Annotated in this window: 13 protein-coding genes; 5 read left to right on the forward strand and 8 right to left on the reverse strand. The window is 55.6% G+C overall.

The annotated features are described in order from the left end of the window. Positions 1-22 precede the first annotated feature (22 nt). The 7 genes from HKD42_RS00340 to thrS all read right to left on the reverse strand — a co-directional run bounded on the left by HKD42_RS00340 (position 23) and on the right by thrS (position 7,492). Positions 23-1,087, reverse strand: a complete 1,065-nt coding sequence (locus tag HKD42_RS00340) for an enoyl-CoA hydratase/isomerase family protein (protein WP_170009253.1) — start codon at positions 1,085-1,087, stop codon at positions 23-25. 2 nt (positions 1,088-1,089) lie between these two features. Beyond that, on the reverse strand, positions 1,090-2,232 hold the full coding sequence (locus tag HKD42_RS00345; protein WP_246236573.1) for an acyl-CoA dehydrogenase family protein: 1,143 nt from the start codon (positions 2,230-2,232) through the stop codon (positions 1,090-1,092). 25 nt (positions 2,233-2,257) lie between these two features. Beyond that, positions 2,258-2,740, reverse strand: coding sequence for a DUF1254 domain-containing protein (locus HKD42_RS00350; RefSeq protein ID WP_170009257.1), 483 nt, complete (start codon positions 2,738-2,740; stop codon positions 2,258-2,260). Beyond that, entirely contained in the window at positions 2,737-3,348 is a 612-nt protein-coding gene (locus HKD42_RS00355) for a DUF1214 domain-containing protein (RefSeq protein WP_170009259.1), read from the reverse strand. The genes HKD42_RS00350 and HKD42_RS00355 overlap by 4 nt, the downstream gene beginning before the upstream one ends. After that, positions 3,348-3,653 (reverse strand): I78 family peptidase inhibitor, encoded by a 306-nt coding sequence (locus HKD42_RS13375; RefSeq protein WP_343042101.1) that lies wholly within the window; start codon positions 3,651-3,653, stop codon positions 3,348-3,350. The genes HKD42_RS00355 and HKD42_RS13375 overlap by 1 nt, the downstream gene beginning before the upstream one ends. A 72-nt stretch (positions 3,654-3,725) precedes the next feature. Beyond that, a complete protein-coding gene (locus HKD42_RS00365; protein WP_170009263.1) occupies positions 3,726-5,222 on the reverse strand; it encodes a CoA-acylating methylmalonate-semialdehyde dehydrogenase in 1,497 nt (498 codons plus the stop codon). A gap of 269 nt (positions 5,223-5,491) precedes the next feature. After that, positions 5,492-7,492 carry a threonine--tRNA ligase gene (gene thrS, locus HKD42_RS00370; protein ID WP_170009265.1) on the reverse strand — a complete coding sequence of 667 codons (2,001 nt, stop codon included), beginning with the start codon at positions 7,490-7,492 and terminating at the stop codon, positions 5,492-5,494. A gap of 158 nt (positions 7,493-7,650) precedes the next feature. Between thrS and HKD42_RS00375 the strand changes: the two genes are divergently transcribed. After that, positions 7,651-8,349, forward strand: coding sequence for a Crp/Fnr family transcriptional regulator (locus HKD42_RS00375; RefSeq protein WP_170009267.1), 699 nt, complete (start codon positions 7,651-7,653; stop codon positions 8,347-8,349). Between the two features lie 13 nt (positions 8,350-8,362). Here the strand turns inward: HKD42_RS00375 and HKD42_RS00380 are convergent, their stop codons facing one another. Next, positions 8,363-9,055 (reverse strand): OmpW/AlkL family protein, encoded by a 693-nt coding sequence (locus HKD42_RS00380; RefSeq protein WP_170009269.1) that lies wholly within the window; start codon positions 9,053-9,055, stop codon positions 8,363-8,365. A 234-nt stretch (positions 9,056-9,289) separates the two neighbouring features. Here HKD42_RS00380 and ccoN point away from each other — a divergent pair, with 234 nt between their 5' ends. Genes ccoN through ccoP form a run of 4 tightly spaced genes read left to right on the forward strand, consistent with a single transcriptional unit; the run spans position 9,290 to position 12,849 of the window. Beyond that, positions 9,290-10,945, forward strand: coding sequence for a cytochrome-c oxidase, cbb3-type subunit I (gene ccoN / locus HKD42_RS00385; RefSeq protein WP_170009271.1), 1,656 nt, complete (start codon positions 9,290-9,292; stop codon positions 10,943-10,945). An 11-nt stretch (positions 10,946-10,956) separates the two neighbouring features. Further along, positions 10,957-11,754 (forward strand): cytochrome-c oxidase, cbb3-type subunit II, encoded by a 798-nt coding sequence (gene ccoO / locus HKD42_RS00390; RefSeq protein ID WP_170009273.1) that lies wholly within the window; start codon positions 10,957-10,959, stop codon positions 11,752-11,754. Continuing rightward, positions 11,751-11,924, forward strand: a complete 174-nt coding sequence (locus tag HKD42_RS00395; protein WP_170009275.1) for a cbb3-type cytochrome c oxidase subunit 3 — start codon at positions 11,751-11,753, stop codon at positions 11,922-11,924. Before ccoO ends, HKD42_RS00395 begins: the two co-directional genes overlap by 4 nt. After that, on the forward strand, positions 11,914-12,849 hold the full coding sequence (gene ccoP / locus HKD42_RS00400) for a cytochrome-c oxidase, cbb3-type subunit III (protein WP_170009277.1): 936 nt from the start codon (positions 11,914-11,916) through the stop codon (positions 12,847-12,849). The genes HKD42_RS00395 and ccoP overlap by 11 nt, the downstream gene beginning before the upstream one ends. The last annotated feature ends 5 nt before the right edge of the window (positions 12,850-12,854 follow it).

A 12,854-nucleotide genomic window follows, 5' to 3' on the forward strand; every position in this document is an offset into this window, starting at 1 on the left:
ACGAGTTCAGGATGACGGTTAATCAATCTAGCGGCACCCACTCCTCGCCTTCTGGCAGAGGCGCGAAAATCGAATCGATCAGCTCGTCACTGACTTCCTCTGGTGTGGCCGGGTTCCATTTGGGATCATGTGTTTTGTCGACGATAACGGCGCGAACGCCCTCGGCGAAATCAGGGCGGACCAAAACGCGTGATCCAATGCGGTATTCCATTCGCATATTGTCCGCAAAGTCGGTCATGGCGGCGCTTTCGGCCAATTGGCGCAATGCCACTTTGCAGGTCTGCGGGCTCTTTGTGCCTAGTGTGTCGCGCTCTTTGGTAGACCACTCGCAATCATTCTCTGCGATCGCTGTTTCAAGCGAAGCGAGGATATCTTCATAGCGATCAGAGGCAAAATGCTTGGCTATTTTGTCCGCGTTCTTCTTCAGCCGCGCTTCGGGCGGACTACCGACCATTTCGGACAGAACGCCGCCAATCCGATCCGGCTTTTCGATGATCCGCGCCTTGGCATCTGCGACCATCTCGCTGGGCACATAATGCGTGGCGAGACCTGCCCACAGACACTCGGCACCGTCCAAGCGGGCACCCGTCAAAGCCAGAAACTGTCCCAGCCGCCCACCAAGGCGTGACAAGTGCCAGCCACCGCCTACATCCGGGAACAGGCCGATCCCTGTTTCAGGCATGGCAAATCGCGTAGCCTCAGTTGCGACGCGGAATTTGGCGGGCATGGCAATGCCCACACCGCCGCCCATTGTGATGCCGTCCATGAAGCACACAATTGGCTTCGCATAAGCCATCATTTGGTGATTGAGTTGATACTCATCATGAAAGAACTTGCGGCCCATAACGCCATTGTCTTCCAGCGCAGATTTGCGCAGCAGATTGATATCACCGCCTGCACAAAAACCGCGTGTACCCCCGGCATGGTCGAGAATGATGGCTTCAACGCTGTCATCATCAGCCCAGTTGCTCAACGCTGTGCTGATCGCATGGCACATATCGAGCGTCAGCGCGTGGAGCGCTTTGGGCCGGTTGAGCGAAATATGACCAACGCGGTCATATTTGTGGATCAGAATATTATCGGTCATGTTTATTGCCTCAACAAATCCCGGCCCACAATCATGCGCATGACTTGATTGGTACCTTCTAAAATCGAATGAACCCGCAGATCGCGCCAGAAGCGTTCGATGGGGTAGTCTTTCAGATAACCATAGCCGCCAAACAGTTGCAGCGCGTCGTTGACGATTTTGCTGCCATTGTCGGTCGCAAGGCGTTTGGCCATAGCGGAAAAACGCGATTTGTCGGGCGCATTGTCGGTCACTTTGGCAGCGGCCAGATAGAGCAGCGCGCGGCTTGCCTCCAGATCGGTGGCCATATCCGCGAGCATGAACTGCGTGTTTTGGAAATCCGCCACGGCGGTATCGAATTGCTTGCGGTCTTTGGTGTAGGCAATCGCCTCATCCAGGCACCGCTGCGCCCCGCCAAGTGAACACGCCCCGATATTGAGCCGGCCGCCATCGAGGCCCATCATCGCAAAGCGGAAACCTTCGCCTTCATCACCCACACGGTTGGAAACCGGTATGCGCGCATCCTCAAAGATAACCTGCGCAGTGGGGCTGGCATTCCAGCCGAGCTTCTTTTCCGGTGCGCCGAAGCTGACGCCGGGTGTGTCCTTATCAACCACAAGGCAAGTGACACCTTTGGTCTTATGGTCGCTGGTGCGGACCATGCAGACATAGACATCATTGAACCCGCCGCCTGAAATGAACTGTTTGGTGCCGTTGACCACATAATGGACGCCATCCAACTTGGCGCTGGTTTTGAGCGCCGCCGCATCCGATCCGCTGCCCGGTTCTGTCAGGGCATAAGATGCGATCTTTTCCATCGTGACTAGGTCTGGCAGGTAACGGTCTTTGAGTTCCTGCCCGCCAAATTCGTCGATCATCCATGCGGCCATATTGTGGATCGAAATAAACGCGCTGGTGGTGGGACAGCCATAGGCCATTGCTTCCATAATCAGCGCTGCCTCCAGCCTGCCAAGCCCGATACCGCCGCTTTCTTCGGATACGTAAATTGCGCCAAAACCAAGCTCTGCCGTGCTTTTGATCACATCGCGCGGGAAGTGGTGCTTTTCGTCCCATTCGGCGGCGTGGGGTGTGATATTATCAGCAGTGAAGCGCTGCGCCATTTCCTGGATCGCAAGCTGGTCTTCATTGAGTTGGAACTGGCTCATTAGCTTCTCTTCATTTTGCGATAGGTCATAACGCCCGGCATTCATCACCGGAAGAAACCCCTACGACTGTGTCATACGCTGCTTGGCTGGGGGCCAAACGGCGGATCAAAATTACGCCTTTGTCGGATGGCGCATTGTCTGCATTCAGAACGACTTGATGCTGCTCGCCATCGCCGCGCTGGGTCAGGAAATTGTTAGTCTGAGCGTCGAAGAAGGACAGCGATGAATACCCATCATACGCAGCCATCGTGACCTGCACGCCGTTAGGTGCCTGAGACAAATCGAACATACAGATCGAATAGGCCAAATCGGGTGAGGGGCGGACAACGCTTTGTGTTTCTGGTGTCATACGCGGTGCCAGTTCAAAATCATGCGTGGGTGTGCCGCGCTTTTCAAGCATGGTGAAAGCGCGGTCCATAATCAGGGGCGGCGCAGAATATATCACGATCAGATGCGTTATGGCACCAAGCACCAAACATAGGGCGAGCGGACCAAGCCATTTCTTCATGTCTGCCCCCCCTCACAATCAAGCCGCTTGATCACAGGCGCGTTGATCAGTTCCTCCGGGCGATCAAGCACACCGTGGGCGGGCACATAAAGACGGAAGGTTAGGTCGAAATTGCCAGCAGCTTTGCTCGATATCCAGCTTGTGCCACCCTCCGGTTTGACCGGAGAGATTATCGCGGTCCATTGGCCATCGGTGCTCTGCGCTTCAGCGCGGCTTGCATCAAAACTCAGCGCAGCATCGGTGTTGCTGGGCAGGAAATTATCCGAATTATACAGGGTGACTGACCACCAACGGGCTGGCATCGGGCCGCCGCTGATCTGGTATTTGCAGTTCTCGCGGAAAGGTTCGCCAGCATCATCGACTGCGCGGGTGAAATATATTGCTTCTGAATTGGCCAGCGCCAGTAGACCATGGCGGGCAATGCGGGCCCGGAAATAGGGGCTGGCATCTTCAGAGCCCATGGTGAAATCGCCGTACCAGCGATCCAGATTGATGCTGCCACCCGTGCGGCGATCATCGGGCAGGAGGCCTGACATAGCGAGCGCAGAATAGCCACCAATCGCGATGCCCAGGATGGCCGCACACAAATATGTAAAGCTGCGCCGCATCAGCCGCACCTAATCGCAGTCACCATTCGCTGGTCATCATAGGATATCGATACCCGATCAGTCCGGTAATCCATCGTCACCGCGCTTCTGGGCGGGATCCAGCGGAGAACACGAGAGCCGGTTTCGCTGAGCACTTTAGCGCCCAGTTCCTCAGTGACCATTGATCCAAGATAAGACTGCACGTTTGCGGCATCACATATACCGGCACCCTCTGCGCTTGGAATGCCGGACGGAGGAGAGCTGTTCGGTGCCGTGCAGGCTGATACTGTCACTGCACAAGCTATCGCCCCAAGCCACTTTTTCACGAATCTCTCCTCAAATGTTTGACCGATTGATCCCACTTTTCCGCACTTTTCCGGGCGGCACTGAACAGACATTCACCCCATCGTCGGAATGACAAAGGCATTGCCGCCATCAGGCGATCCATCTGGCCAGCGCTGGGTTATCTTTTTAACCTTGGTCCAGAATTTCAAGCCTTCCATGCCGTACTGATCGGTATCGCCAAAGCCGCTGCGCTTCCATCCGCCGAAGCTGTGATAGGCCACAGGAACGGGAATGGGGACATTGATCCCTACCATGCCGACATTCACGCGGCTGGCAAATTCGCGGGCCGCGTGACCGTTACGCGTGAAGATCGCGACGCCATTGCCATATTGGTGGTCGCTGGGCAGGCGGACGGCCTCTTCAAAATCTTTGGCCCGCACAATTTGCAACACTGGCCCGAAGATTTCTTCCTGATAGCTGCTCATTTGCGGTGTGACATTGTCGATCAGTGTGGGGCCGATGAAGAAGCCCTTCTCATGCCCCTGCAAGCTAAAGCCGCGACCGTCGACTACGATGTCGCCGCCTTCTTCTTCTGCCGTTGTAATCCACTGTTCCACGCGCGCTTTGTGCTCTGGTGTTACCACCGGGCCGTAATGCGCGTCTGGATCGTTGGACACGCCAATCCGCAATGCATTGATCGCGGGGATCAGTTTGGCTTTGAGTTTTTCGGCTGTGTCTTCGCCCACTGGAACCACAACCGGCAACGCCATACAGCGCTCACCAGCGGAGCCGAACGCTGCGCCAGCCAGATCATTTACAACTTGATCGAGATCCGCGTCGGGCATCACGATACCGTGGTTCTTTGCGCCGCCCATTGCTTGCACGCGCTTGCCGTTATCGACACCGCGTTTGTACACATAATGCGCAATGTCGCTTGATCCGACAAAGCTCACAGCGGAAATATCGGCGTGATCAAGAATGGCATCGACCATTTCTTTGTCGCCATGAATCACTTGAAGCAGACCTTCAGGCGCGCCCGCTTCAACGAACAATTCCGCCAAGCGAACGGGCACTGATGGGTCGCGCTCTGAAGGCTTCAGGATGAAAGCGTTACCAGCGGCGATTGCCATGCCGAACATCCACATCGGGATCATTGCGGGGAAGTTGAAAGGCGTAATGCCTGCGCCAATACCCAGTGGTTGACGGGTGGAATAAACATCGATGCCGGGGCCTGCGCCTTGGGTGTATTCACCCTTTAGAACGTGGGGGATGCCGCAGGCGAATTCGATAACTTCCAAACCGCGCTGCACGTCGCCTTTCGCGTCATCAATGACCTTGCCATGTTCGCTAGACAGCAATTCCGCCAATTCCTGCATGTTGGCTTCGATCAGCTCTTTGAAGCGGAACATGACGCGGGCCCTTTTTTGCGGATTGGTCGCGGCCCATTCCGGTTGGACTGCCTTTGCTGTGGCAACTGCCCGGTCTAGCAGCGCCGCATCGCCCAAAGTGACCTCTGCTTGAATTTCACCCGTCGATGGGTTCCAGATCTGGTGTTTGCGCCCAGATGGAGCTCCAACACCGTCCACAATAAAGTGACCAACCTGACGCATCGCGCATCTCCTGCAAAGTCCGTTATTCTTTTGTTGCGCATAGCTCTAGCCGGTTCGGCGCGGCAATGCGACTCTTGTGATTGTTTTGATGAAGTTGACAGGCGGCGAACCGATGCGCAGATCAGGTGCATACCCACCGAGTACACGCGCACGAGAGACTGCTGCCAAATGCCTTGGATCAGACGGTCGATTGGACAAGTCGCTGGTGGTTTGCTTCGGGTAACACTTTTGGCATTCACCAACGATCTTATCCGATCTGCCTGAGGGCCCTATCGCAGATCCGGTGCCGTTGCTTCTGCGGTCAACAAAGCCACGGCCTCGTCCAAAGACATGACCCGCTGATCTTTTTGGCCCAGCGTCCGGATGGCCACTGTGCCTTCCTCTTGCTCGCGTTTGCCGACGACCAGAAGATGCGGAACCTTCTTCAAAGAATGCTCGCGCACTTTGTAATTGATCTTCTCATTGCGCAGATCGGCTTCACAACGGATACCCGCAGCCTCCAACCGGCCCAGAACTTCGCTCGCGTAGCCATCGATATCCGAAACAATCGGCGCGACGACCGCTTGCGTTGGTGCGAGCCACACCGGCAGTTTGCCAGCGTAGTTTTCGATCAGAATACCGATGAAACGCTCGTAAGATCCAAAGATGGCGCGGTGCAGCATCACAGGCCGGTGCCGTCCGCCATCTTCGCCCACATAGGTGGCATCGAGCCTTTCCGGCAGGACACGGTCTGATTGGATCGTGCCAACTTGCCATGTGCGGCCAATCGCGTCGGTCAGGTGCCATTCTAGCTTGGGCGCATAGAATGCTCCCTCGCCGGGCAGTTCTTCCCAGCCAAACTCCTCAGTTGCCATGCCAGCATCCGCCACGGCATCGCGCAGTTCCTGCTCTGCTTTGTCCCAGTCCGCATCACTGCCGAAACGTTGTTCTGGCCGGGTCGCCAATTTGATCGCGAATTTTTCAAAGCCCAGATCGGCATAGACCCGCGCAGCGAGCTGGCAGAATTTGCGTGTTTCTTCGACCACTTGGTCTTCAGTGCAGAAAATATGACCATCATCTTGGGTGAACTGGCGGACCCGCATCAAGCCATGCAGTGCGCCGTGAGGTTCATTGCGGTGGCAACAACCCATTTCGCCAAGCCGGATCGGTAAGTCGCGATAAGATGTGATACCTTGCTTAAACACCTGCACGTGAGCGGGGCAGTTCATGGGTTTGAGCGCCATCCAATCCGCATCACCGCTGATGACGGGGCCTTCGTCTTCGACATTGGGAACTTCGTCGGGGATGACGAACATATTCTCGCGATATTTGCCCCAGTGGCCGGATTTCTCCCATTGGCGCGCGTCCATCACTTGCGGGGTTTTGATTTCTTCATAACCGCCGCCATCCATTGCCCGGCGCATATAGGCTTCCAGCTCGCGCCAGATTTTGTACCCTTTGGGATGCCAGAATACGCTGCCATGCGCTTCTTCTTGCAAGTGGAACAAATCCATTTCGCGGCCAAGCTTCCGGTGATCGCGTTTGCCTGCCTCTTCCAGCCTATGCAGGTGCGCGGCCAATTGCTTTTTATTCAGCCAGCCTGTGCCGTAAATCCGGGTGAGCTGCGCGTTTGCTTGGTCACCGCGCCAATAGGCACCGGCAACGCGCATCAATTTGAATGCAGCTGGATCAAGCTTACCAGTGGAGGGCAAATGCGGCCCGCGGCACATATCCATCCAGTCATCACCCGACCAGTAGACCGTCAGCTCTTCTCCTTCGGGAAGTTCCGCAGCCCATTCAGCCTTGAATGTTTCGCCATCAGCTTTCCATTTGTCGATCAATGCCTGACGGCTCCACGCCTCACGGCGCAGAGGTTTGTCTGCCTTGATAATTTCTCGCATTTTTTCTTCGATCTTGGGCAGATCATCCATGCCGAACGGATCGCGCCCTTCCGGGGCCATCACATCGTAATAGAAGCCATCGTCGGTCGACGGACCGAAAGTGATTTGCGTGCCGGGCCAAATGGCCTGAACAGCTTCCGCCAATACGTGCGCGAAATCGTGACGTGCCAGTTCCAGCGCGTCCTCTTCATCGCGGCTGGTAATCAGTGCTAGCTCTGCATCGCCTTCAAAAGGCCGGCCAAGGTCGCGTACCTCGCCATCAACTCGCGCGGCGAGGGCTGCCTTGGCCAGGCCAGGGCCGATAGCTGCTGCGACGTCGGCAGGGGTAGAGCCAACCGGCATTTCGCGCTGCGAACCATCGGGAAGGCTGATTGTGTACATATCGCTCATTAGGAAAATCTCGTTCTATTTAGATGCGCCATGACAGAAGTCGGCTCGCATCGAAAGAGTCTGCTTGCAGGAAGGTGGGAATTTTACAGCCAATTTCTAGCAGTGATTATAGATGGTTCGCTGTTGAACGGCGTAAAACAGTTTGGTAAATCAGACGTATGACCGATTGCAGCACCTGCGTTGTACGAAACAGAGCGATTTGCGCGGCTCTTGATAAGGAAGAGCTCGATGCTCTCAACCTGATTGGGCGCCGGCGTACCCTTACTGCAGGCGAGTCGATTATTTGGGAAGGCGATGAATCTGTCTTGGTTGCCAATGTGATAGATGGCGTTTTGAAGTTATCTACCGGTTCGCAGGACGGGCGCGAGCAAATCGTCGGGGTGGTGTACCCTGCTGATTTTATCGGCCGACCTTTTGGCGGCAATACAAGCCATTCAGTCACGGCGATTACGGACGCGAAAGTGTGTCTATTCTCCCGCGCTGATTTCGATGGTTTTGCCAACGATCATCCAGCGCTGGAACATAAGTTGCTCCGGCGAACGCTGACAGAGCTGGAGCGCACGCGAAAATGGATGACTTTGCTGGGCCGGAAGAGCGCTGAAGAAAAACTCGCTTCTTTCCTGTTAGATATGTCCGAACGGCTGGTCGATCCGGGTTGTGAAACCGTCACGGATGAGCCCTTAGCCGAGTTCGATCTGCCGTTTTCCCGCCAGCACGTGGCGGATATACTTGGGCTGACCATTGAAACTGTCAGCCGGCAGTTCACCAAGATGAAGCGCGACGGCGTGGTGGCGTTGCCATCACGCCGTGCGGTTGCAATCACTAACCGCACGGCGCTCGAAGATTTGGCTGCGTAACGCGTCGCTGCCCTTAAAACCGGTATGACACCCCGGCGCTGAGCACCCAAGGATCCAGCTTGTGGGTGGTTTCGATAACCGGTGTGCCTGCGACTGACCATGTTGCATCTGTGTCGACAAAGTAACGTTTCGCATCCAGACTGAGGCCAAGCCCGTCATCATTGAGCGCAACGTCGACACCCGCTTGCAACGCGAAGCCTAGCTCATTCGAAAAGTCGAGATCATCAACGCGAAGGCCCACGGTTGTGGAGCCGGGATCTTCATCAAACCAGATAAAGTATGTTGGTCCAGCCCCGACATAAGGCTTGATCACGCCATCGGTGTTGAAGTGGTATTTCAGGGTGAATGTTGCCGGAATCAAACGCGCGTCAGATACCAGCTCCGCGCCGGGCAAACCGGTGACGCCATCGACATCATGCTGGGTCACACAGCAGATTGTTTCGAGGGAAATATTGTCAGTAAAAAAATACTCGGCCGCGATTGTGGGTACGACATTGTCATTGGCTTCTGTTTGCAGATCGGCGGGGAGGCCCACTGTATCAGTGCGGATTTCCGTGATGGCACCGTCAGTGAGAACGGCGCTTCCCAAAAATTTGATTTGCAGACGGCCCTTTTCGGCATCGTCTTGGGCATAGGCTGGCATAGCTAGGCCGGCAGATAAGGCGAGTCCGGCAGTTGCAGCCAGAGCAGCAGTTGCAAAACGCATTAATGTATACTCCCGCGCCGTAGCAGCTGCCCTTTGCAGCCAAGGATATTTACGACGCGAGTATGCTGTGGGGCGATCCGCAGCAGCAAACATTGATCTTGCGCAAATTTCGTAAAAAGCGAAATGACGCGGTAAATTTTGCAATTCCGGCGTAAATTGATTTGGATCAATGTTTGCCGGAGCAAACCCTTCCACAGCGTTGTCATCATTCTGCTTCAACGGGAAGGGAAGCTTATGGACAACGTCCTGTCACGGGCGGGCATGTATTACGTGCTGCTCATCTTATCAGTTCTGGCCATTGCGGTGGCTGCTGATCAAGTGTTCGCCATTCAAATGACCATCGTCGCAATCGCGATCTGTATCGCCTTGTGGTTCAATCTGCGCGGGGCGGATTATTCTGCGATCGCGCATGGCATTCTGAAGATGCCGGCGGATGAAACCGTCTATGATGATGATCCGATCCGGTGGGGTGTTATTGCCACAATGTTTTGGGGTTTGGCTGGACTGTTGGCCGGGCTCTTTATTGCATTGCAGCTGGCCTATCCGGTTCTCAATATCGAACCCTATCTCAACTTTGGGCGAGTGCGTCCGCTTCATACATCCGCCGTTATCTTTGCTTTTGGAGGCAATGCCCTGATCGCGACGTCTTTCTACGTCGTCCAGCGCACTTGTAGGGCGAGGCTTGCCTTCCCGGGCCTCGCCCGCTTCGTCTTCTGGGGATACCAACTGTTCATCGTGTTGGCGGCTAGCGGATATTTGCTGGGTGCAACCCAGGGCAAGGAATATGCGGAACCTGAATGGTACACCGATTGGTGGCTGACCGTTGTCTGGGTGTCTTACCTGCTGGTTTTTGTGGCGACTATCGTGAAGCGCAAAGAGCCGCACATCTATGTGGCCAACTGGTTCTATCTCGCATTTATCCTGACCGTCGCCATGCTGCATGTCGTGAACAATCTGGATATGCCGTACAGCATTGTCGGATCAACCAGCTATCCGCTGTTTGCTGGTGTGCAAGGCGCTTTGGTGCAGTGGTGGTATGGCCACAACGCGGTTGGTTTCTTCCTGACCGCAGGTTTCTTGGCGATGATGTACTACTTCGTTCCGAAGCAGGCAGAACGTCCGGTCTATTCCTATCGTCTGTCGATCATTCACTTCTGGTCGCTGATCTTCCTCTATATCTGGGCCGGTCCGCACCACTTGCATTACACCGCGCTGCCTGACTGGGCGCAGACATTGGGCATGGTGTTTTCCATCATCCTGTGGATGCCCAGCTGGGGCGGTATGATCAACGGGCTGATGACGCTGAACGGCGCATGGGACAAAGTCCGCACCGATCCGATTATCCGGATGATGGTGATGGCGCTCGCATTCTACGGCATGAGCACGTTTGAAGGGCCAATGCTGTCGATCAAGGCAGTCAATAGCCTGTCTCACTATACCGATTGGACCATCGGTCACGTCCATTCCGGCGCATTGGGCTGGAACGGCATGATCACCTTCGCGTGCGTATATTTCCTGGTCCCCCGTCTGTGGGGCAAGGACCGGCTGTTCAGCCTGCGCATGGTCAACTGGCACTTCTGGCTCGCTACGATCGGGATCGTTTTTTACGCTGCCAGCATGTGGGTTGCCGGTGTTACCCAAGGCCTGATGTGGCGCGAATATGGCCTTGATGGGTATCTGGTAAACAGCTTCGTCGACACCGTATCAGCGATCCATCCGATGTATGTAATGCGCGCTTTCGGCGGCGGTCTCTACCTCGCTGGGGCGGTAATCATGGCGTACAATATCTGGGCGACAATTGCCGGGAAAGTGCGGGAGGAAGCTCCGATGAGCCAGCCCGATTTCAACCCCGCCGCTGACCGCCCAGCCATCCCTGCAGCTGCGAATTGAAAGGCACCACTATGACCAAACCTGTCAGTAAAACGCCTGATGCCGCAGAACAATCCGCGGGCCTCCCCCCGGCTAAAGGTCACAAGCGGTTGGAACGCAACGTGACCCTGCTGGCTGCTGCTGCGTTCGTAACCGTGGCCATCGGCGGCATCGTGGAAATTGCGCCCTTATTCTGGATCGATAATACGATTGAGAAGGTGGATGGAATGCGGCCTTATACTCCGCTGGAGCAAGCGGGCCGTGACATCTTTGTGCGGGAAGGGTGTTATACTTGTCACAGCCAGATGATCCGGCCGTTCCGCGACGAGGTAGAGCGGTATGGGCATTACAGTCTGGCGGCGGAAAGCATGTATGATCACCCGTTCCAATGGGGCTCAAAACGGACCGGCCCTGATTTGGCCCGCGTTGGCGGCCGCTATTCCGACGAATGGCATGTGCAGCACTTGCAGGATCCGCAATCGGTCGTTCCCGAGAGCATCATGCCGTCCTACGCATTCCTTAGCGAGACACCCATCAAGTTCGAAAACCCGTCTGCGAGGCTAGGAGCCCTGCGGATGGTTGGCGTACCCTATTCGGATGCTGACATAGAAGCCGCCGCACAGGATATGATCGCGCAAGCAAGCCCGCAACTGGACGCGGGCGATATGGAAGAGCGCTATCCCAAGACGCAAATCCGCGATTTTGACGGCAATCCTGACCAAGTGACAGAAATGGACGCGCTGGTCGCGTATCTCCAAATGCTCGGCACTTTGGTCGATGTGAACAGTGCGGTCGCGCAAGAGGAACTCGCAACGGAGAAGGGCCGATGAACGACCATTCCATCTATGAAACCTTGCGGCAACTGGCGGATAGCTGGGGCCTCTTGGCGATGTTGATCATGTTCCTCGTCCTGACGTTCTGGCCGTTCCGTCCCGGTGCGAAAGAACGCAATCACCGCGCTGCTACAGCAATTTTTGAGGACCAAAGCGATGGCGAATAAGCATCAAGATGCGAAACGCGTCGATGAACCCACCGGCACAGAGTTTGTCGGCCATGAATGGGATGGGATCGAAGAGCTGGATACACCCATGCCGCGCTGGTGGCTGTGGTCTTACTATGCCTGTATTGTGTGGGGGATTGTCTATGTAATCCTTTATCCTGCATGGCCGCTGGTAGAGAAGGGGACCGAAGGGGTTCTGGGCTGGACAAGTCGCGGCCAACTGGCCGAAGCTGTCGAAGCTGCACAGCTGGAGCGGGCCCCTGTTCTTGCTGCTTTATCTGAAATTCCAACCGAGCAACTGACTGAATATCCCGAGCGAATGCGGCAGGCGATTTCTGGCGGAGAGGCTGCATTTAAAGTGAATTGCGTGCAGTGCCACGGGGCTGGGGCCGCAGGCAGTATTGGCTATCCAAACCTGAACGATGATGATTGGCTGTGGGGCGGTGATTTGAAAGCGATCGAAGTCACGCTGCAGCATGGTATTCGCTGGGATGGCTCGGACCAAACCCGCATTAGTCAGATGCCCGCCTTTGGTCGTGACGGTATCTTAACCCGTGAACAGATTACCGAGGTGACATCGCATATTCTGACGTTCTCCGGTGCAGAAGATGTCAGTCCGGCTAGCCTGCGCGGGGCTGAATTGTTCGAGGCAAACTGCGCTGTATGTCATGCATCGAATGGCACTGGATTGCGCGAATTTGGTGCGCCTAATCTGGCGGATAAGATATGGCTCTACGGCGATAAGCGTAGCCAGATTGAAGGCCAGATCTGGGCACCGCAAAACGGCGTAATGCCCGGCTGGCAAGAACGACTTGATCCGGTGACTATCAAGATGTTGGCCGCTTATGTCCATTCACGCGGCGGCGGTGAAGCAGCGCCAGTCGCGGTATCTGAACCCGCGCCCGCTGAAGGTGCCAGCGAGTAACGCGA

This window comes from Pontixanthobacter rizhaonensis (assembly GCF_012972675.1).
GTDB lineage: Bacteria > Pseudomonadota > Alphaproteobacteria > Sphingomonadales > Sphingomonadaceae > Pontixanthobacter > Pontixanthobacter rizhaonensis.

What these genes read in the sequence shown, in the direction of transcription:
- HKD42_RS00340 (WP_170009253.1), bottom strand. Translation starts at nt 1,087, where the DNA reads ATGACCGATAATATTCTGATCCACAAATATGACCGCGTTGGTCATATT.
- HKD42_RS00345 (WP_246236573.1), bottom strand. Translation starts at nt 2,232, where the DNA reads ATGAGCCAGTTCCAACTCAATGAAGACCAGCTTGCGATCCAGGAAATG.
- HKD42_RS00350 (WP_170009257.1), bottom strand. Translation starts at nt 2,740, where the DNA reads ATGAAGAAATGGCTTGGTCCGCTCGCCCTATGTTTGGTGCTTGGTGCC.
- HKD42_RS00355 (WP_170009259.1), bottom strand. Translation starts at nt 3,348, where the DNA reads ATGCGGCGCAGCTTTACATATTTGTGTGCGGCCATCCTGGGCATCGCG.
- HKD42_RS00365 (WP_170009263.1), bottom strand. Translation starts at nt 5,222, where the DNA reads ATGCGTCAGGTTGGTCACTTTATTGTGGACGGTGTTGGAGCTCCATCT.
- thrS (WP_170009265.1), bottom strand. Translation starts at nt 7,492, where the DNA reads ATGAGCGATATGTACACAATCAGCCTTCCCGATGGTTCGCAGCGCGAA.
- HKD42_RS00375 (WP_170009267.1), top strand. Translation starts at nt 7,651, where the DNA reads ATGACCGATTGCAGCACCTGCGTTGTACGAAACAGAGCGATTTGCGCG.
- HKD42_RS00380 (WP_170009269.1), bottom strand. Translation starts at nt 9,055, where the DNA reads ATGCGTTTTGCAACTGCTGCTCTGGCTGCAACTGCCGGACTCGCCTTA.
- ccoN (WP_170009271.1), top strand. Translation starts at nt 9,290, where the DNA reads ATGGACAACGTCCTGTCACGGGCGGGCATGTATTACGTGCTGCTCATC.
- ccoO (WP_170009273.1), top strand. Translation starts at nt 10,957, where the DNA reads ATGACCAAACCTGTCAGTAAAACGCCTGATGCCGCAGAACAATCCGCG.
- HKD42_RS00395 (WP_170009275.1), top strand. Translation starts at nt 11,751, where the DNA reads ATGAACGACCATTCCATCTATGAAACCTTGCGGCAACTGGCGGATAGC.
- ccoP (WP_170009277.1), top strand. Translation starts at nt 11,914, where the DNA reads ATGGCGAATAAGCATCAAGATGCGAAACGCGTCGATGAACCCACCGGC.